The organism is Streptomyces luteolifulvus (assembly GCF_008806595.1).
Taxonomy (GTDB): Bacteria; Actinomycetota; Actinomycetes; order Streptomycetales; family Streptomycetaceae; genus Streptomyces; species Streptomyces luteolifulvus.
On sequence record NZ_VZRB01000005.1, the window covers coordinates 245769 to 265201 of the forward strand.

Annotated in this window: 19 protein-coding genes and 1 pseudogene; 5 read left to right on the forward strand and 15 right to left on the reverse strand. The window is 71.8% G+C overall.

Annotation, left to right across the window (positions count from 1 at the left end; translation table 11 throughout):
- Positions 1-72: 72 nt before the first annotated feature.
- From F7R91_RS09935 to lnt, 12 genes and pseudogenes are all read right to left on the reverse strand, one after another.
- On the reverse strand, positions 73-1839 hold the full coding sequence (locus F7R91_RS09935; RefSeq protein WP_150946675.1) for a phage baseplate assembly protein V: 1767 nt from the start codon (positions 1837-1839) through the stop codon (positions 73-75).
- A 3-nt stretch (positions 1840-1842) separates the two neighbouring features.
- Complete coding sequence (locus F7R91_RS09940) at positions 1843-2508, reverse strand: CIS tube protein (RefSeq protein WP_150946677.1); 666 nt, start codon at positions 2506-2508, stop codon at positions 1843-1845.
- Position 2509: 1 nt separating this feature from the next.
- Positions 2510-2695, reverse strand: a complete 186-nt coding sequence (locus tag F7R91_RS09945) for a hypothetical protein (protein ID WP_150946679.1) — start codon at positions 2693-2695, stop codon at positions 2510-2512.
- Between the two features lie 67 nt (positions 2696-2762).
- Positions 2763-3215 (reverse strand): phage tail protein, encoded by a 453-nt coding sequence (locus tag F7R91_RS09950; RefSeq protein WP_150946681.1) that lies wholly within the window; start codon positions 3213-3215, stop codon positions 2763-2765.
- A 3-nt stretch (positions 3216-3218) separates the two neighbouring features.
- The gene (locus F7R91_RS09955) at positions 3219-3650 is read right to left on the reverse strand and encodes a phage tail protein (protein WP_150946683.1); all 432 of its coding nucleotides are present in this window, start codon (positions 3648-3650) and stop codon (positions 3219-3221) included.
- Positions 3651-3696: 46 nt separating this feature from the next.
- On the reverse strand, positions 3697-6294 hold the full coding sequence (locus F7R91_RS09960; protein ID WP_150946684.1) for a phage tail sheath subtilisin-like domain-containing protein: 2598 nt from the start codon (positions 6292-6294) through the stop codon (positions 3697-3699).
- A gap of 19 nt (positions 6295-6313) precedes the next feature.
- Positions 6314-6892, reverse strand: a complete 579-nt coding sequence (locus tag F7R91_RS09965) for a hypothetical protein (RefSeq protein ID WP_150946686.1) — start codon at positions 6890-6892, stop codon at positions 6314-6316.
- Positions 6889-7428, reverse strand: a complete 540-nt coding sequence (locus F7R91_RS09970; RefSeq protein WP_150946688.1) for a DUF4255 domain-containing protein — start codon at positions 7426-7428, stop codon at positions 6889-6891. The genes F7R91_RS09965 and F7R91_RS09970 overlap by 4 nt, the downstream gene beginning before the upstream one ends.
- A gap of 125 nt (positions 7429-7553) precedes the next feature.
- Positions 7554-8594, reverse strand: coding sequence for an AfsR/SARP family transcriptional regulator (locus tag F7R91_RS09975; RefSeq protein ID WP_191971421.1), 1041 nt, complete (start codon positions 8592-8594; stop codon positions 7554-7556).
- Positions 8595-8754: 160 nt separating this feature from the next.
- Positions 8755-9126, reverse strand: a pseudogene (locus F7R91_RS09980) (SDR family NAD(P)-dependent oxidoreductase); the annotation flags it as partial.
- Between the two features lie 20 nt (positions 9127-9146).
- Complete coding sequence (locus tag F7R91_RS09985) at positions 9147-9626, reverse strand: NUDIX hydrolase (RefSeq protein WP_150946692.1); 480 nt, start codon at positions 9624-9626, stop codon at positions 9147-9149.
- Positions 9627-9695: 69 nt separating this feature from the next.
- Positions 9696-11306, reverse strand: a complete 1611-nt coding sequence (gene lnt / locus F7R91_RS09990; RefSeq protein WP_150946694.1) for an apolipoprotein N-acyltransferase — start codon at positions 11304-11306, stop codon at positions 9696-9698.
- Positions 11307-11607: 301 nt separating this feature from the next.
- Here lnt and F7R91_RS09995 point away from each other — a divergent pair, with 301 nt between their 5' ends.
- The gene (locus F7R91_RS09995; RefSeq protein ID WP_408056022.1) at positions 11608-12675 is read left to right on the forward strand and encodes an O-antigen ligase family protein; all 1068 of its coding nucleotides are present in this window, start codon (positions 11608-11610) and stop codon (positions 12673-12675) included.
- A gap of 285 nt (positions 12676-12960) precedes the next feature.
- Here F7R91_RS09995 and F7R91_RS10000 read toward each other — a convergent pair whose 3' ends face one another.
- Both F7R91_RS10000 and F7R91_RS10005 read right to left on the reverse strand, forming a co-directional pair.
- A complete protein-coding gene (locus F7R91_RS10000) occupies positions 12961-13506 on the reverse strand; it encodes a hypothetical protein (protein WP_150946698.1) in 546 nt (181 codons plus the stop codon).
- 115 nt (positions 13507-13621) lie between these two features.
- Positions 13622-14407, reverse strand: a complete 786-nt coding sequence (locus F7R91_RS10005) for a glutamate racemase (protein ID WP_150946700.1) — start codon at positions 14405-14407, stop codon at positions 13622-13624.
- Positions 14408-14464: 57 nt separating this feature from the next.
- On the opposite strand from F7R91_RS10005, the gene F7R91_RS10010 reads away from it, so the two are divergent.
- A complete protein-coding gene (locus F7R91_RS10010) occupies positions 14465-15643 on the forward strand; it encodes a glycosyltransferase (protein ID WP_225320587.1) in 1179 nt (392 codons plus the stop codon).
- A 4-nt stretch (positions 15644-15647) separates the two neighbouring features.
- Here the strand turns inward: F7R91_RS10010 and F7R91_RS10015 are convergent, their stop codons facing one another.
- Positions 15648-17003, reverse strand: coding sequence for a TerD family protein (locus F7R91_RS10015; protein WP_150946702.1), 1356 nt, complete (start codon positions 17001-17003; stop codon positions 15648-15650).
- Positions 17004-17321: 318 nt separating this feature from the next.
- On the opposite strand from F7R91_RS10015, the gene F7R91_RS10020 reads away from it, so the two are divergent.
- From F7R91_RS10020 to F7R91_RS10030, 3 genes are all read left to right on the forward strand, one after another.
- On the forward strand, positions 17322-17753 hold the full coding sequence (locus F7R91_RS10020; RefSeq protein WP_150946704.1) for a DUF6643 family protein: 432 nt from the start codon (positions 17322-17324) through the stop codon (positions 17751-17753).
- Positions 17754-17795: 42 nt separating this feature from the next.
- Complete coding sequence (locus F7R91_RS10025) at positions 17796-18623, forward strand: MOSC domain-containing protein (protein ID WP_150946706.1); 828 nt, start codon at positions 17796-17798, stop codon at positions 18621-18623.
- Positions 18624-18792: 169 nt separating this feature from the next.
- The gene (locus F7R91_RS10030) at positions 18793-19398 is read left to right on the forward strand and encodes an Rv1733c family protein (protein ID WP_150946707.1); all 606 of its coding nucleotides are present in this window, start codon (positions 18793-18795) and stop codon (positions 19396-19398) included.
- Positions 19399-19433: the final 35 nt, after the last annotated feature.

Below are 19433 nucleotides of genomic sequence, written 5' to 3' on the forward strand. Positions count from 1 at the left end.
CTCCGTTCCGGGAATCCGCGGCACCCCGCGGGCCGGACGAGCGCCGGGCAACCGTCATCACAGCCGTACCCCCTAGTTGATCTTTACCAGTGCACCGGAGACGGTCAGCGAGCCCGCCGCCTTGAGTTCCAGGCCGGCCGTGCTCTCCACGGTCGAGGACCCGGTGGCCTTGGCGGTGAGGGTCGCGGCCTCCACCTTCACCGTCCCGGCCGGGGCGGACAGGACGACATCGCCCTGCCGCGCGACGATCGACACTCCGTCCGCGGAAAGCGTGAGCGAGCAGCCCCCGGACTGCTCGGCCAGCACGATCTCCCCGTTGCCGTCGTCCAGTTCGATCCGGTGTCCCGCCGCAGTGGTCAGGCTGATCCGGCCCCCCTCGGAGTCGTCGAAGCCGAGCCGGTGACCGGCAGGGGTGACGACGGACCGGACCGCGTTGGTCTCGGGGTCCATCTGCTCGGGTGGCGCCGCCTTGCCGTTCCACAGGGCACCGAGCACGACCGGGAACCTGCGGTCGTGGTCGACGAACCCGACCAGCACCTCCTGACCGACGTCAGGGACGAACCAGGTGCCGTGGTCCGCACCGGCCGACAGTGTGCTCAGTCTCGCCCAGACAGGTTCGAGCGCGGGCGCCAGCCAGGGGAACGCCACCTTCACCTGGCCCAGACCCTGGTCGTCGTCCAGGTCCTCCACGATGCCGAGCAGCAGTCCGTCGTCCTGCGCGCACCTGCCGCCGACCGTGGCCCTGTGCGCAGGCGGTCGCAACGCAGGGGGCGAGCCGAGCTGGAACTCCGTGGTGTAGCCTCGCCGGCCCAGCCGATGGCGTACGGCGCTGACGTAGTGGCGGCCGCCGAACGCGGAGCCGATCCCCGTGAACGTCAGCCAGGAGTCGGCACGCAGCCGTGGCAGCCCCACCGTGCTGCCGTTGCCGTGGAAGTGACGCAGCACTTCTCCGGAGACGACGGCGACGGCCCGTCGATCCGCCTCCTCGGGGGAGATTCCGGCGGATGTGCCGAGGTGGGCCTCGCGCAGCGGCCAACCGGCCTTCCCGAGGTCCTCGGCCGGTGTCGCGCGGCCCTGCGTTCCCGGCTCGGCACGGTCGCTCCCGGCCTCCGACACCACGGCCTCCAGAGTCGAGGAGTCGAACCCGGTGACCGAGACCGGATCGGCCCGGCCGGACAGCTCCCGGGTGAGCTTCAGTTCGCGCAATGTGGAGCCGTACTCGAGCACGAGGTCGTCCTCGGCCGGTTCGGCGGGGGGCCGGAAGACGAGACGATCGCCCTCGACGTATGCCACATAGCCCAGTTCGGCGGCACGCCCGGCCAGCCAGTCCCAGTCGGAGGCTGCGGAGAAGGCCACCAGCGGCTGGGGGACGCCGTCGGCCGCATCGGCCGTGAGCCCGTAGGCGGCCGCGATGTCGGCGACGACGTCCCCGTCGGTCGAGTCCTCGTACACACGCGCGCGGGGCACGACTGCCAGGAGCGCGCTGCGGGTACGGCAGGCGAGCTCCAGCACGGGACCCGAGGCCGCACCGAATCGGGCCGTCACACCGGTGACGACACCCGAGAACACCGGATGCAGCATCCCGCGCCACCCGAGCGCGATCTCCACCGCGGTGCCCGGCGCGAAGAGGTCCGCGTCGGAGTAGCGGACCTGCCGGCTGTCGGTGTTCCAGTTCCGGACGAGCAGTTCGGCCCGCCCGTGGCGCAGGACCTCTGCGCTGACGTCGATCTCGAGCACGTCGAGACGCACCTGGGCATCGACGTCCCGCCCGTCCAGCTTCAGCGCGAAGTCCGGCACGTCGGGGATGCCGCCGACGAGGTCGGTCGCGGTGGCGGCCATGCCTCACCCCGCCTTCGGAGGCAGCACCAGTACGGTGCCCGGGACCAGGGAACGCGGGTTGGCCAGGCGGTTCGCTTCGGCCACCGGCCGCCAGAACTCCACGGCGCCGTACACCCGGTGGGCGATGCCGTCGATGGTGTCGCCCGCGCGTACGAGCCAGGTCTGGTACAGGTCCGAGGATTCCCGTCGTTCTGTCTTGGCGAGGTCGTCCGGCTCGACGACCTCCTGGAACGTCGCCTTGACCCGGGCCCGGACCGGCTCGCCCTGGCGGTCGAAGAGGTGGTAGGTGACATCGGCGCTCAGCATGACGCCGGGGAAGACGAAGTCTCCCCAGTGCAGCCGCACGTAGTAGGGGGCGTGGCTCTCGGGCTGGAACCGGGTCAGTGCGAGCAGCGCCTGAAGGCGGGCGCGGACGGTCTCGGCGGCCTCCACCACGCCCGTGCCGTCGAAGAAGAACTCGACGGTGAGTTCGTCGGGTTCGCCGCCCGCGTACGAGGTGGCGGGCTTGCTGGCGCCGGCGGGCTGCTCATTGGTGTAGCGGTTCTTGAGGCCGAAGGACAGCTCGGTCGGGTTGAACTGGGCCTGCCACCTGCCGACCGGCTGTGTGAACCGCTGGTCGCGGAAGACGTCGAGGGTGAGTTTGGCGAGTTGGTTCTCCTCGAGGATCACCTCAGGCCTCCCAGTCGCGGCGCAGTTGTTCGAGCACACGCTCGGTGGCCCGGCGTACCACCCGCTCGACCAGTTCCTCCTCCGGCGGACCGGCGACGCCACCGGTGGTACCAGCGGACGGGCCCGCGACGGCGGGCGAGCCGGTGAGCGTCACCTCGCTCACGATCTCGCCGATCACCACAGCCATCGGACCTCCTTGGTCATCTGTGTTTGCGGGGCGGGCGCTCCGGCCCGTGGGCGGAGCGGGGCGGCGATCAGCCGGGCAGGGTGACCAGGGTCAGTCCGTGGTGGGCGATCTCGACGGACTCGATGGCCACGGCGGCGGACATCGCGTTGAGGTCGGGGCCGGCGATCTTCACCGGCCAGCCGCGCCGGAACGACCACACGCGCACGGGCGTGGGCCGGCCACGCACGGTGCCGAGCAACTGCACCTGGCCGTCACGAGGGCCGACCCGGCCGAGGCGCTGGTACTCGGAGTACCAGTCCCACAGCCCCTGGTCCGCGGTGGAGCCCCGCTTGAGCACCAGGTTGGGTGCCGAACCCCGGGACGGGAAGCGGTGCGTGAAGCGGTTCTCACCGCCCTCGGCGTACTCCTCGACCCCGGTCTCCGCCGCCAGCCCGGTGCACTCGCTGAAGTCGGCCATCGTCAGACCGTCGATCCGCAGCCGGAAGCAGGCGGTGGTGTAGGGGTGTCCGATGACGTCCATGGGTCAGGGGATCGTGACCGTGATGCCTTCGTGGGCGAACTCCAGTGACTCGATGGCCACTTCGGTGCCTGTCGCCTTGAGGCCGGGACCTTCGAGCTTGACCGGCCAGGCGCTCTTCATGGTCCAGGTCATCACGATCTCCTGCTGTTCGTTGCAGAGACTCACGGTCACCACGCGCCGGAACTCCCCGCCCGCCTGAACCTGGTTGAACCAGGCGAACAGTCCGTTGCCGTCCGTCGGTACGATCCCGCGTTTGAGCGTCACGCTGCCGTACTTGCGAAGCCCGGGCATCTTCTGCACCGTCTGCTCGGGATGTGCGCCGCCGCGGTACTCGACCGTCTCCGTCTCCAGGGTGAGGCCGCTCACCTCGGAGAAACTCGACGTGGCATCCCCCCATCCCACCTTGAAGTTGAGGGCTGTCATCGGGTAGCCCATGGCCTGTCCTCCTCTGTACGCCGATCGGTTCGCAGGGCACGGGGGGTCACTCCGTCAGCCTCTTGTGGCTGAACCGGAAGATCACGAACTCCGCGGGCTTGGCCGGGGCCACAGCCACCTCGGTGATCACCAGCCCCAGGTCGACATCGGTCTCGGTCATCGTCTCGCCGAGCCCGACCCGCACCCGGTACGCCTGCTCCGGACTCGTGCCGGCGAGCGCCCCGCTGCGGAAGAGCTGGTCCAGGAAGTTCTCCACGGAGACCCTGATGCGCAGCCAGGTGTCCTGGGTGTTCGGTTCGAAGACGACCCAGTTGGTACTGCGCTCGACGGACGTCTCGATCAGGTTGAACAGCCTCCGGACATTGACGTACCGCCACAGCACGTCGTCGGAGGAGGTCCGGGCACCCCAGACGCGCGTTCCCCGGCCCGGGAAGGCCCGGATCAGGTTCACGCCCGCCGGGTTCAGCAGGTCCTGACGCCGCTGTGTGTAGTCCTCGACCGACCCCACGATGCCGCTGACCCGCTCGTTGGCCGGGGCCTTGTGCACTCCCCGCTCCCGGTCGGTACGGGCGAACACGCCCGCGACGAACCCGCTGGGCGGCACCGTGACGATGCGCTCGACGGAATCCGCTTCGAGGTTGACCATCTTCAGATGGGGGGCATAGGTGGCGGCCTGGACGCTGTTGACGACCGAGCTGCGCCACTCGGCCAGTGCTTCGTCGCGGTACGCGGGTGCGTCGATGATCGCGAACCGGCGAAACTCCTCGCAGTGCCGGGTCATCGCCCCCACCACATCGGCCTGGAGCAGGGTGTCGGTGAAGGTCAGCACATCGGGGCAGATCACCATCGCCGGCTCGGCGACGCGCTCGAGCTGGTCGAAACCCTTCTTGAGTCCGGCGGTGGTGATCGGGCGGTCGGAACCGGCGACCTTGGGCCGGACGAATCGGGGAAGTACCTGGGGTGTCAGGGCCCCACCGGTCGGCGGCCCCACCGTGATCCGCGGCGACACCCCGTTGACGAACCCGTCCTTCTGGTAGAAGCGGGGATGGTCGGGGTGCACGGCCAGCTGGGTGTAGCTCTCCACCTCCGTGCCGCGCTCCGTGACCTTCAGGGCGAAACGCAGGGGACTGAGCGTGGTGGTCCGGAACGCGAACAGCGGGTAGCGGCCCGTGTCCCCCACCGTGACGGGTGACGTCCCCTCGACGGCGATGACATGGACGTTTCCGCCCTGGTGTTCGGCGCGGGCGATGGCGTGCCGTTTGCCCGGTGCGAGCTCGATGAAGTCACTGCCCGGCTCCGGGGGCCGTACGCACCGCACCACGATGCCCTTGGTCGCGTCGGCCGGTTTCAGGACCTCGACCTCGGTCCAGACCTTGTCCTCCGGGTCGCTCGCTGCGGTGGCCCAGCCGTCGGCCGCGGCGGAGTCACGGGTGAGGGACAGCGTGGCGCCCCCCGCGCCGGAGAGTTTCAGGACTGTGCCGTTCGGCACGAACGAGTACCTCTCGGCGAGCGACGCGCGCGAGGGATGGTCCAGCGTCACCGTCTCCCGGAACTGCCTGGCCGCCAGCCGTACATCGATCTCGACGGGCCCGGCCGGTACCGCCGCCGGGAACTCCAGGCGGGTTCGGGCCTTCTCCCAGGCGCCGGTCAACCCCCCGGCCGCGACCGCCTGGTGGCCGGTCTCCAGGTCGCCGGTCTCCGGTACCGGAGTGTCCTTCCATGACAGTGCGCTCAGCGGCACCACCTTCGGGTCCGGTGAGGTGGGCTGGGGCAGATCGGCGGTGAGGCGGACGACCCGCACCGCGAACTCGCCACCGGGCACCACCTGGTTCACCTGCGACGCCAAGGTGAGCGTCAGGCCGGGCGCGCCGGCCGTCATACCGTCGACGACCGCGGAGACCCTGGCCATCGAGGGGGTCACCGCACTCAGGACGTCGCCGCGCTGGAACCCCGCGCCCGCGGCCAGCCGCAGGGTAAGGGCCGTCGACGGCACGGCGGCCACGACCCACGTTGCCTTCGCGGGCAGGGCAAGCTCTTCGCCGGCGGGCACGGAAAGGGTGAGCCTGGAACCCGGGGTGTCCACCGAGTCGACCGTGGCCGGCCGGGGCGCGCCGGCCACGGTCACGATCTGGACCGGGTCACCCGCAGCCACGCCGACGACCGATTGCACCGTCAGGGTCTTCTGCTGCTCCCCGGCAGTGAGGGTGCCGTCCGTCGCGAGCACCACACCGCTCGCGTAGAGCACACCGCTGCCGGCGGTGGTGTCGAGCGTGACGGCGACACCGAGTTCGTTGGCCCAGCTCCCGGGGGACGTCGCCTCGACACCGAACTCGACCGTCGTGTCGTCGGCGCGGAGCACCTCCCAGGTGGCGCGTACCGAGTCGTCGGCCCGCACGACGTAGGCTGCGGGACCCCCGTTCTCGAAGAACCCGTACACGGCCTGTGCCGTGTATCCGCCGGCCACCGGACGTGAGCCGAAGACCGTCTGGAATTCGGACCATCCGGTGATCCGTGTCGGCTCCTGGACGGGCCCTCGCCGCGTCGCGCCGACGATCGCGACCACGCTCGTCGGCGCGGCCGTGACGGGTTGGGGGCCGGCGGCAACCTCTTCGATGTAGACGCCGGGTGACTGATAGCTGATCACGACTGGCCTCCAGCGTTGCTCACCCTGTGGTGTCGATGAGCCGGATACGGGTGGTCCGGCGTCCGGTGTCGATGAAGGCCCTGCGCAGCAGGTTGCCGTCGACGCGGATCTCGAACCGGTGGAAGTCCTCCGTCCAGACCGTGGGCGCCGAGCGGTAACACCCCGGTTCGTCGGGCTGTTCGGGCAGGGGTACGCCCGGGCCGCCGTCCCTGGTCGGGTGCGCGGCGACGGTGCGACCCGAGCTGGGCCCCTGCGCTGTGACAAGCAGGAGTTCCAGAGTCGTCGGCAGGGGGACGAAGCGATGTGTCACCACGCCCTGGTCGAGCGCGATCACCGCTTCGGGTGCCGCCAGATGCATCGCCGCAGCCGCATCGACGACGGTGAGCCGCAGCCTGACGGGGGCCACCGGATTCCCGGGGTCCGGCCCTGTGAGGACGACGGCGCCGCCCGAGGCGATGCGCAACTCCCAGCCCCTCGGTGGCCGGTCGACAAAGGCCGCCGCAACGGGAACCGGCGCCCCGGATGTCCCGTGCACGGCGCGCACTTCGTGCCGGAGCACTCGGCGGGCGGACTCACCGACCGGCCTGACGGCGCTCACCCCCGGACCTCCCCGTAGGTGATGCGGTGCTCCCTGACCCGGTCGATGCCTGCGGATTCGAGCAGGGGCAACGGGACCGTTTCGACGCCGTAGTACAGGGAAAGGCGGAAGTCCCGGCCGTACGCGGTCCACAGGCCGGTCCGCTCCTCCGGCGTGGGAGAGAGCAGCCTCACCGTGAGTTGCTGGATCCGTGGCTGGAGCGCCGGGTCGATGTCGGCGGCGCCGAGCCGTGGTGTCGAGTGGAAGACCTGCGCGACCCGGGCGAGGCGTTTCTGGCACTCCAGGTGCTCCCCGGTGTAGGTCATCACATAGGACAGCACCAGTCCGAGCGGCGGCCGCTCGTATCCGGCGGGCGTGCTGACCAAGGGGGCGTTGCGCACATGACCGTGTTCCTCGACGGCATACAAGCAGATGTGCAGCTTCCCCACGGTGAGATTGGTTCCGGAGTCCAGCGAGGTCACCTCGACCCAGCCCGCGGGGAAACCGGAACGGTTCTCGATCACGTCCTTGAGGGTGGAGGTCACGTCGTCGATCACGTAATGGCTCTCCCGTCAGCGACCCGGATCGATCCCGTCTCCCGCACCTCGGTGGGCAGGCATGGTGACGGTGGTGAGGTTCGCCGACCGTTGTAGGGGGAGACTGTCTCGACGCCGTCGCCGCGCTATCTCCGGGCGATGTTCGTCGCCCTGCGGGGACCCGGCGGGACGCCCGGTCCCCGCATGAGCCGTGCTTCGCGGCGAGCTGCCGACTCGGCCATCTCGCGCAGTTCGGTGACGAGCTGGGTCAGCACCCCGGTGAGGTCGTGCAGTTCGCGCTGCGCCTTCGACAGCCGCTCGGTCAAAGCCTCCACCTGGTTACCCTGAGCCCTGTTCCCGGGCTGCCGCCGATCCTCCTGCCCCGTGGCCGCATGCGCGGCCGCGAGCGTCTCCGGCATGGGATCGACGCCCAGCTCGTCCGCGAGCAGCTGACGGCACATCTGGTACTGGCGCACAGCGTGGGTGCGGCGTCCGGCGGCGGCATGGATCTGAATGACGGCCCGATGGGCGTCCTCGCACAGCGGGTCCCTGTCGAGGATGAGGTGCGCGTAGTGCAGCGCGCTGTCGTCGTCGCCCGTGCGCCGGTGCCAGCCGACCAGTCGGGACAGCGCGGAGAGATAGAGACGCAGCAGCCTCTCACGTTCCGTGATGATCCAGTCGTGATAGGTGCCTTCGAGTAAGTCGCCTCGGTAGAGCAGTACCGCGTCGGCGAGTTGTGCGGCGGCTTCCTCGTCGAGCTCCTGGACCGTTCCTGGCCTGCGTGCCGTACCCGGCAGGGGGCGGCCACACCCGCGGGAGAGCGGGGCGACCGTGGTCTCGAACCGTTCCACATCGATGACCGCATCACTGTCGGGGTTGAAACCCAGGGTCTCGGCGGCCTCGATGACCAGATAGGTACCGCGGGGCGTGTCAGGCGGTTCGATCGCCTGGCGTAGCCGCCACAGGGCGGTGTTCAGCCGTCGACGGGCCTGCGATGTGGGGAGTTCCCCCCAGAAGGTGGAGGCGATTTCCTCCCTGGGCCGCGGAAGGCTGCGGTTCAGCACCAGATACGCGAGCAGGTCGGCCGCAGCCGGCGGCAGCGGCAGGGTGGACACATGACCCTCGGCCGTGACACGGCGCGTCCCGCCGGAGGTCCGGCGCGGGCCGAACAGCGTGATTTCGAGCATGCGGAACCCCCGTAGTTCAGGCCGCATGTCGGAACTGCCGTTCCAGCCCGGCCTCTGCCCACTGATCCGTCCGTTCCATCCTAGATTGTGCCGTCTCAGGCTATCCGGGACACGAGCGGTTCCGCAGACGTTTCAGCACCACATGGCCTCCGCAGCAAGGGAAGACTTCGGGCGGGAACTGCTCGATGGGCCGCACCAGTTGCAGTCCCGCGTTGTTGACGAGACGGGGTGCCCGCGGCGGCGAGTTCGGCGGCGTCCAGGTCGGTGAGATCGAGAACGTGCGGTTCGACGGTGACCGCGAGGCCCCGGGACCCCTCGGGGCCGCTCCGCCAGGCCCGCGGCCTACCGGTCGGCCGCTCTCACCTCGGCCCCGGCGGCCGCGAGTCGCAGTGCGCAGGTGCGGCCGATGCCGTCGGCGGCGCCGGTGACCGGGGCGGTGCGGTCCGCCGAGGTCGAGCGGGAGGGTGCGGGAGGCCGCAGACGCACTGCTGGGGGCATGCCTCGACCCTGGGCAGCGCCCCCGCCCCGCCACATGTGGTCACCGCCCATACTTCAGTTGGAAGTCGCAGGGTCGAACCATGTGGGTGCGTCGGACAGCGCCTGCTTGATCCGCAGCAGCGCGAACTCGTTGAGGTCGGGCAGCGCGTCCACCGCGAACCAGCCCACATCCAGCGACTCGTCGTCGTTGACCCGCGCCTCGCCGCCGACGGACCGGCAGCGGAACGAGATGTCCATGTACTGGCAGATGTCGCCGTTGTCGTACCGCACGGGGTGCAGCGCCTGGACGACGATCAGCCGCTCGACCACGGCCCGCACCCCCGTCTCCTCGTGGATCTCCCGCACGGCGCAGGCCGCCGGCTGCTCCCCCGGCTCCGGAATGCCGCCGATCAGCGACCACTTGCCGTTGTCCGAGCGGCGGTTGAGCAGCACGCGACCCTCGTCGTCGAGGACGACGGCGCTCACGCCGGGGAGCCACAGCAGGTCGTGGCCGACGGAGGCGCGGAGGGTGCGGATGAAGTCAGGAGTAGCCATGGCCCCCGACCCTAACGGGCCGGTCGGGTCGCTCCCGAGCATTCCCAGGGGCGTGTGACCGGCGTACGGCTACACCGCACGGGCGCGCCGACCGCGCACCCCGGCCCCGATCGCCCAGCCCAGCCCGCCGGCCGCGACCAGCACCAGGGCGATCTCCGGCATGATGCCGAGCCGGGTGGCCGGTGTCTCGGAGGACCGCAGCGGCACCTTCTGGACCAGCGAGTCGGCCACGAACATGCCGGTGCGCTGTGTGATCTTCCCGTCCGGCATGATGACCGCGCTGACGCCGCTGGTCACCGGCACCACGACGGTGCGGCTGTGTTCGACGGCGCGGACTCGGGACATGGCGAGCTGCTGGTAGGTCATCTCGCTGCGGTCGAAGGTCGCATTGTTGCTCGGCACGGAGATCATCTGCGCGCCGTCGGTGACCTCGGAGCGCACGGCCCAGTCGAAGGCGGCCTCGTAGCAGGTGACGAGTCCGACCTTGGCGCCGTCCATGTCGAACACGCCCGGCTCGGAGCCGCGGCTGAAGTCCTGGCTGACCATCGAGGTCCAGTCCTTGTTGATCGCCCCGAGGAGCGAGCGCAGCGGGAGGTACTCGCCGAACGGCTGGATCTGCCGCTTGTCGTAACTGTCGGTGGGGCCCTTCACCGGGTCCCACAGGATCTGCTCGTTGAGCAGCCTGCCGTCCTTCGCGACGACACCGCCGACCGAGATGGGCGCCCCGATCGCCTTGGCCGCACCGTCGATGACCGCGTACGCGTCGGCGTTGGCGAACGGGTCGATGTCGGAGGAGTTCTCGGGCCACAGCACGATGTCGGGCTGGGCGGCCTTGCCCGCCTTGACCTCGGCGGCCAGTCGCCGGGTCTCGCGCGCGTGGAAGTCGAGCACGGCCCGCCGCTGGGCGTTGAAGTCCAGACCGGCGCGGGGCACGTTGCCCTGGATCGCCGCGACGGTCACGGTGCCGTCCTCGGCCTTGTCGCTCATCAGCGGACGCGCGGCCACGGCGCCCGCGACCGGTACCGCCACGCTCAGCAGGGCCACGGCGGCGGCCGACCGCCGTACCGCGCGCGTACGGCGCCCTTCGACGATCAGCCGGACGATCTCGTACAGGCCGAAGCCGCACAGGACGACCGCGAAGCCGAGCACCGGGGTGCCGCCCACCGCGGCGAGCGGCAGGAACGCGCCGTCGGCCTGCCCGAACGCGATCTTGCCCCAGGGGAAGCCGTGGAAGGGCGCACGTGCGCGTGCCGCCTCGCCGGCGATCCACACCGCGGCCGCCCACACCGGCCAGCCGGGCAGCTTCGACACCGCGGCGACGCCCGCGCCGACCAGCGCGACGAAGACCGCCTCGACCGCGACCAGCGCGAGCCAGGGGCCGGAGCCGACCTCCACACCGGTCCACACCAGCAGCGGCAGCAGGAAGCCGAGGCCGAAGAGATAGCCGAGACCGAGACCCGCCTTCCAGCTTCGGCCGCGCAGCACCCACGCGAAGGCGGCGAAGGCCGGCAGGGCCAGCCACCACAGGGTGCGCGGCGGGAAACTGACGTAGAGCAGCACTCCGGAGAGCGCCGCGACGGCGGCCGGGACCAGGCGCACGAGCCGTGCCCTGCGCGTTACGGGCACGTTCTGCGGCTCCAGCTGGTCCGATTCGCCCACGGTGGTTGCGGTGACGGTCACTCCGGGAGTGTACGGCGGGTGACCTTGGCACGGACAGCGCGGTCGCCGCCCACCGGGCCCACGGCGGCCGACGAGGCGTTGCCCGGCGGCCAGCGGGGCGGGGCGCGGCGAGGCGGTGAGCGCCGGCCCCGCACCTGCCTCCCCGATCCCACGCAACTCGGTCCGGCTCATCCACAAACCGTCCATCAGCCGTTACGGTGTGCCGGAGCCTCAGTCGCCGGGCCGGTGCCGGTCCGGGCGGCCGGGGCGGTGACAAGGTCGGGGGACCGGGGTCGGGGGGAGCGGGTTGGGTTCCACGGGGATGACGTCTGTGGCCGGCCGGGATGAGGACGGCGACAGACGAAACGTTTCTGACGCGACGGGCATGGTGGTGCTCGCGGCCTCTGCCGCCTGGTCCCTGATCACGGCGGCCGTGCACGACGGCCGCCCCGAGGGCATGCTGCTCGCAGTGCTGGCCGTGGCCGCCGGCTATGCCGTCGGGCGGATCTGCGGAGCGCTCCTGCCGGTCGCGGCGCCCTGCGCCGGGGCCCTCGCCGGGCTCGGTACCGCAGTCGCACTCCCCCATCTCACGCCGGCGCCCCAGCTCGCCGTGCCGATGGGTCACGCCGGCGCCACCCCCGCCCTGCTGACCCTGTCCGCCGGAGCGGCCTGCTGTGCGGCCTGGGCCGCCGGGGCGGCGCTCCCCCGGCTCCTGCTGCGGGCGCTGGCGGTCGTGGCGGCGGTGACCGCGGCCGTCCTCGGCTCGGTCTCCGGGTTCATCGCCTGCGCCGCGGTGCTGCTGTGCTCGCTGGCCGCGGGCCGTGTCCGTCGCCGGGGCGCGGGGATCGCCGGGCTGGCGCTCGCCGCGGCCGCGGTGACCGGTCTGACCTGGGCGGTCGCCGCGAAGGCGGTGCCGCACGGGCTCTTCGTGTCCCTGGAGGGTCAGCTCACGCCGCACCGGGTCGGGCTGTGGCAGGACGCCCTGGACATGGCGCGCCGGGACGCCGTTCTGGGCGTGAGTCCGGGCCGCTTCGGGGAGCTCAGCCCGACCGCGGCCGGGACGACGCCCTCGGACGGCAAACCTCACTCGGCCTTGCTCCAGCAGGCGGCCGAACAGGGCGTCGTCGGAGTGGCCCTGCTGGCTGCCGCCTTCTGCTGGGTGCTGTACGCACTGTGGCGGTCCCGGCGTCCCACCCCGGTGGCGCTCACCGCGGGCGCTGCCCTGACGGCACTGGCGGCGATCGCCTCGGTCGGCAACGCACTGAGCTTCACGACGGTGTCGGTGGGCGCGGGACTGCTCGCGGGCCTGGCCACGGCCCGGCCCCTCCCCGTGGAGCCGTCCCGGACGGAGACGGACCTACGGGCGTACGGTGACCGGCCGGCACCGTGAACCGCCCGTGCCGGGACCTCAGATCGTGTGTCCCGCCCTCTCTCCACGACCGGGCCACGCCCGCGCCCGGGAAGGACGTCTGGGCACCCGCCGCTCGGCACGCACGCCTGCCCCGTTGGCGAATGGCCCACGAGCCTGTCCCCCGTCCCGACTGGGCTCGGGCAGGGTCACCCCGGTGAGGCTGCTCCGGCGCCCCGCGATCGCACGCTCCCCCAGGCGCGGCGCCGCTCGGGCGGGGACCCATGCCGACCGGCGCCGATCGAGCCGCGGGTGTGACACAGGGTGTCAGTGGGAAGCGCTGGGCGTCGTCGGCCGCAGGCGATCCTTGATGACGCGTACCGCGGCCTCCGCGTTGTCCACGGTGATCGTGAAGGTATGTCCGTCCCACAGGCGCAGCACCAGGCCCTCGCCCCGGCGGACCACGACCGCGGTGCCCTTGTCGGGGCGCCAGCGGTAGCCCCAGCCGCCCCAGTGGCGGGGGGTGACGTCCGCGACGAATTCGGCACCCGCGACATGTGCGAGCGGGATGCGGCGGCGCGGCACACCGATGTGGCCGCAGCGCACTTCGAGGGCGTCCTCGTCGACCTTCAGGGCGACGTGCACGAACGCGAGAGTGCCGAAGAGGACCAGGAGGCCGGCGGCAATGCAGCCGACGACGGACATGACGAGGGCAGCCGTGCCGGACGTCCAGGCGGAGTCGACGGCGAGTTCGATGCCCAGTGCCATGCAGCCGGCTCCGACGAGCGCGAGCAGCCACTGGAAACGGTTGGTGGCGCGTCCGGTCCAAACGTCAGGGGGCGGGGTGTGCCCGCCGTGGCCGTGGTCCCTCATGCCTTTGAGATTACTCAGCTTTCGCTGCGCGTGTACCGCGTCGCGCAGAGTGACAGCGTCCGGTTTCCCGTGCGGTGGACCGAGAGCGTCCGGTCGGTGACCGCGGGTCAGCGGGTCACCCGGCGGGGGTGACCGCCTGGAGGAGCTGCCCTTCCTGATACGTCAGGGCAGGCACCGGCAGCGCGCCCTCACGCCCGCTGAGCAGGACGGTCAGCGTCCCCTCGGCCACCGCCCCCGGGGCGGGCTGCTCGCCGAGCCGGCGCAGGGCCTGGGCGGCGACGGCACCCGCAGAGCCGTGCAGGACGAGCGGAGGCAGGCCAGGGCGCTGCACGGCGGCCCGGATGCGGGCGGCGACCAGTTCGTAGTGGGTGCAGCCGAGGACCACGGTCGTCACGTCCTCGGGGGTCAGCGCGGCGGCCGCGGCGACGGCGGCGTCGATGGCCGCCTGGTCCGCGTGTTCCACGGCCTCGGCGAGCCCGTGGCACGGCACCTCGGTCACCGGCACCCCGTCGGCGAACTCCTCGATGAGGCCCCGCTGGTATGCGCTGCCGGTGGTCGCGGGCGTCGCCCAGATCGCGACGGGGCCGCCGCCGGCCGCGGCCGGCTTGATCGCCGGGACCGTGCCGATGACCGGCAGACCGGGTTCGAGGCGGGCGCGCAGGGCGGGCAGGGCGTGCACGGACGCGGTGTTGCAGCCGACAATCAGGGCGTCGGGACGGTACGCGGCGGCGGCCTCGGCGACGGCGAGGGCACGACCTGTCAGATCCTCCGGAGTCCGTGGTCCCCAGGGCATGCCGTCGGGGTCCAGGGAGAGTACGAGATCGGCGTCGGGTCGCAGGCGCCGTACCGCCGCGGTGGCCGCGAGCAGACCGATTCCGGAGTCCATGAGCGCGATCTTCACCCGGCCACGATAGACGATGCCTCCTTGCCGGCCGGTCCGGTGGGGCAGACTGCGCCCGTGAGCGCGATTGTGTGGACCGCCGCCGGATCACTCGCCGCCTGGCTGTGGCTGCTGCTCGGTCAGGGCTTCTTCTGGCGTACGGACGTCAGGCTGCCGCCCCGGCGGGAACCGGAGGAGTGGCCGTCCGTCTGCGTCGTCGTCCCCGCGCGCGACGAGGCGGCCGTACTGCCGGCCGCCCTGCCCTCGCTCCTCGCCCAGGACTACCCGGGCCGGGCGGAGGTCTTCCTCGTCGACGACGGCAGTACGGACGGCACCGGGGAGCTGGCGCACGAGCTCGCGCGGCGGCTCGGCGGGCTGCCGCTGACCGTGGACTCGCCCGGCGAGCCACCCGCGGGCTGGACGGGCAAACTATGGGCGGTGCGGCACGGCATCGGCCTGGCACGCGCGCGTGAGCCCGCATATCTGCTGCTGACGGACGCCGACATCGCGCATGCGCCGGACAGTCTGCGCCGGCTCGTCGCCGCGGCGCGCACCGGAGGCTTCGACGTCGTCTCCCAGATGGCCCGGCTGCGCGTGGAGACCCTGTGGGAACGGCTGGTCGTGCCGGCGTTCGTCTACTTCTTCGCCCAGCTCTATCCGTTCCGCAGGATCGGCAGGAGGGGCGCGCGGACGGCGGCGGCCGCGGGCGGCTGCGTACTGCTGCGTGCCGAGGCCGCCGAGCGGGCGCTGATCCCGGACGCCATCCGGCATGCCGTGATCGACGACGTGGCGCTCGCCCGGGCCGTCAAGCGCGGCGGCGGCCACATCTGGCTGGGCCTGGCCGAGGGAGTGGACAGCGTGCGCCCCTATCCCCGGCTGCACGATCTGTGGCGGATGGTCTCGCGCACCGCGTACGCACAGCTGCGGCACAACCCCTTGCTGCTGGCCGGAACGGTCGCCGGTCTCACGCTCGTCTACCTGGTGCCGCCGACGGCCGTGGTGGCCGGCCCGGTCACGGGGCATGCGGCGGCGGCCGTCGTCGGGGGGCTCGCGTGGCTCGTGATGACGGCGACGTACGTGCCGGTGCTCCACTACTACCGTCAGCCGCTGTGGCTCGCGCCGCTGCTGCCGTTCACCGCGTTCCTCTATCTCCTCATGACGGTCGATTCCGCGGTGCAGCACTACAGGGGGCGCGGCGCGGCCTGGAAGGGCCGCACCTACGCACGTCCCGACGCCGTCGTCGGCGACGAGCCCTGAGCGCTCACTTCCTGCCGGGAGTCCAGTTCATGCCCCAGCCGTAGGCGTGGTCGACGGTCCGCTGCGGGCTCACCCCGCGCTCGGGCACGAGGTAACGCGCCTCCCGCTGGACGACCAGGTCGCGGCCGGTGTTGGTGATCAGGGCGAGGGCACAGACGGTCGAGGGGACCGTGCACTCGTCGAGCGAGAAGTCGACCGCGGCGCCGTGCTGCGGCTGGAGCGTGACCGCGGCGTGCAGGTCGGCGAAGGAACGCGCGCCCTGGTAGATGGTCACGAAGACGAGGATGCGCCGGAAGTCGTGCTGGTGGTCGAGGTTGACGGTGAGGTTCTCGCCGCTCGATACGGCTCCGGTGCGGTCGTCGCCGTCGAGATGGATGTACGGCGGCTGGTGCAGCGCCCCGAAGGCGTTGCCGAGTGCCTGCACGACCCCCTTGCGGCCGTCGGCGAGCTCGTACAGGGCGCACAGGTCGAGGTCGAGGTCCGCGTGCATGGCGACGGCGCGGCCCCGCTTGCTGCCCCACCCCGAGAACTGCTTGCGCACCTCCCAGTTGAGGTTCACGCGCAGGGCGCCCGAGGTGCCTCCCTGCTTGGTCAGCGAGACGGAGGGCGCCGCCTTGGTGAGCGTCACCTTGGTCAGCCGGACCGGGGCCGCGGGGGCCGCCGGCGGGGGCGGGGGCGCGACGGGCGGGGGCATGGTCACGGGAGGCGCCACAGGTGGCGGCATGGTCCCCGGCGGGGCCGGCGGCGGCGCAGGCGTGGTCACCGGTGGTGCAGGCGGCGGCTGCACCGTGACGGGAGGGGCGGGCGGCGGCGCGGGTGCCGCGGTGGGTGCGGTGTGCTGCGGTTCGTCCACGGTGATGCCGTAGTCCGTGGCCAGCCCTTCCAGACCGCTGCCGTAGCCCTGGCCCACGGCCCGGAACTTCCAGGCACCCTGGCGGCGGTAGAACTCGCCGAGCACGAAGGCCGTTTCCACCGTGGCGCCGACGCTGTCGAAACGCGCCGCCACGGTTCCCCCGGCGGCGTCCCGGACCTCGATGTACAGCTCCGGGATCTGTGCGAACGTACCGCCGTCCGCGGAGGCGGCGAGGACCACGTTCTCGATCGCGGGCTCCACGCGCGCGAGGTCGACGAGAAGGGTGTCGGTGACCCGGTCTCCCTCGGCCCGTTTGCCCTCGTGCCGGACCGAACCGGAGGCGTGCACCGGCTGGTTGTAGAACACGAAGTCACCGTCGGAGCGGACCTTCCCCCCGACCAGCAGCAGCGCCGAGGCGTCCGCGTCGGGCACGCCCGGTCCGGAGCGCCAGCCCAATTCGACCCGCAGCGCCGTCGTCGGCACCGGAGCATTGGATCCTTTCGGCATTGACATGTCCGCCCCCATCGCGTGTCACCGGGCCGTACCGCGCGCCGGCAGTCCTTCGTTTCTTACCCGGCCAACCTATTCCCAGGGACACGGAAGTCCCATCACAAGCACCGATGGACTGGGGGCGAGCCGCGGAGAGACGGGAGGTCAACCGGCGGTAACGACCGGGAACCTGGGCTTTTACACGCTCCTCACACCGTTCGGCGCCCCTTTTTGCCAAGTTCGCTCGCATTGGGGATCCCACATCACTGCAGACACGAAAAACAACCCTCTTATCGGTCTCCCCAACCAGCACATCGTGGGCTTACCTTATGTGCCATGACCTCCCCCCGCTCCACTTATGGCGGCGGCTACTACTCCGCCTCCTTCCCGGACACACCGATCTACGACTCGCTCGTGGCCGAGCGGGGCACCCCGCAGATCGCCCCGATCCGGGTCCCCGCGCAGTACGACATGCCGGGCAGCTATCTGCCCGCGCTGCCGTCGGCGCTTCCCGCCCTCCCGGCGGCCCCGTCCCAGCCCTCCTACGGCTACCCGCAGATGCAGCACGTCGCTCCGCTGCAGCAGGCGCCGGCCGCGTACATCCCCCAGCAGGCCGCCGCACCGCGCGGATACCCCGGCCCGCAGATGCAGCAGCCCCGCCAGCCGGCTCCCGGCACGGGCTACGAGGCGATGCGCCCCGCGGCTCCCCGGCCCGCTCCGGCGCCCTATCAGGACCCGTACAACAACCAGCAGTACCGCGGCTACTGATCCGTTCCCCGGGCTGTCGGCGCCGCCTGGCACGATGGCCCCATGGGGAATGAGCAGCTGCAGTCGATCCACGTCCATCCGGTCAAGGCATTCCGGGGCCTGGCGCTCCCGGAGGCCGTCGTGGAGCCCTGGGGGCTGGCCGGAGACCGACGCTGGGTGCTGATCGACGACGGGGGAAAGGTCGTCACGCAACGCCAGCAACCGCGCCTGGCGCTGGCCGCCGCCGAGCTTCTGCCCGGCGGCGGCCTTCGTCTGTCCGCCCCCGGCAGGGACCCGCTCGACGTGCCGGTTCCCCGGCCGGCCGGCACTGTGCCGGTGGACGTCTTCGGCGACAAGGTCGAGGGCGTGGCCGCCGAGGGCACCGCCGCGCACACCTGGTGCAGCGCATACCTCGGAGCCGCCGTGCGCCTTGTGCACATGGACGACCCCGCCACCCGCCGGCCCGTCGATCCGGACTGCGCGCTGCCCGGCGAGACGGTCTCCTTCGCCGACGGCTTCCCGCTGCTGCTCACCACAGTGGCCTCGCTGGACTCGCTCAACTCCCTGATCGCGCAGGGCGATCATGCGGCCGAGGGCCCGCTGCCCATGAACCGTTTCCGGCCGAACCTGGTCGTCTCCGGCACCGATGCCTGGGCGGAGGACGACTGGTCGCGCATCGCCGTCGGAGAAGTGACCTTCCGCGTCGCGAAGATGTGCGGGCGGTGCGTCGTGACCACCACCGACCAGGCCACCGCCGAGCGCGGCAAGGAGCCCCTGCGGACGCTGGGACTCCACCGCCGCTTCGACGGCAAGCTGGTCTTCGGGCAGAACCTCGTCCCGCAGACCACGGGCACGGTCCGGGTCGGCGATCCGGTCAGGATCCTCGGCTGATAAGGAACCCCCGCAGGGCCGGGCCGGGAACCCCGCCCGGGGCACGCGCGTTGGGATTCGGTGAGAAGTTCGGCAGGGTCCCGGTCAGGCGAGGTCACTCCGACTTGACCGGGCTCGCGCGTGGACGGTTCCGCGGGGGAATCACGGAGCGGGAAGGGGGTGCGGGTCGGTGCGGGCGATCAGGGGACTCTGGCGCTGGCGGCACAATCCGCTGCGCCGTACGACCGATCTGGCCGAGGCCTGGGTCGCTCTGACGGCCCTGCTGCTGATCCTGGTCGTCGCACCCGTGGCCGGCTCCCTCGTCGGCGCCGTCTCCGAGGACGCCCTGCAGCGTTCCGTCCAGGAGCAGCACCAGTCCCGCCGGCAGGTGACGGCCACCGTGATCCGAGCGCTGAACCGAAACCCGCTGGAGGCCGAGCCCGACAGCGCCTCGGGGCGGGACGTGCGCAGCCGTGTCCTCGCCGGCTGGACCGCACCGGACGGCACCGAGCGGCACGGCTCGGTGATGGCGGACCTCAAGACCCCGCACGCCGGCGACCACTTCACGCTATGGACGGACCGGCACGGCGGTGTGGTGGCCCCGCCGATGGACCCCGCGACCGCGACGACCCATGCCGTCCTCGCCGGACTGGGTACGGCGTTGCTGGCCGCGGGCCTCGTCGAGGGCGGCAGACGGCTGCTCGTGTGGCGCATGGTCCGTCGCCGCTACGCCCGTTGGGACCAGGCCTGGGACCGGGCGGGCCCGGACTGGGGCAGGACCGGCACCGGCAGTTGACGGCCTTCCGGCTCTGGTCAACCCATGGTCCGCGC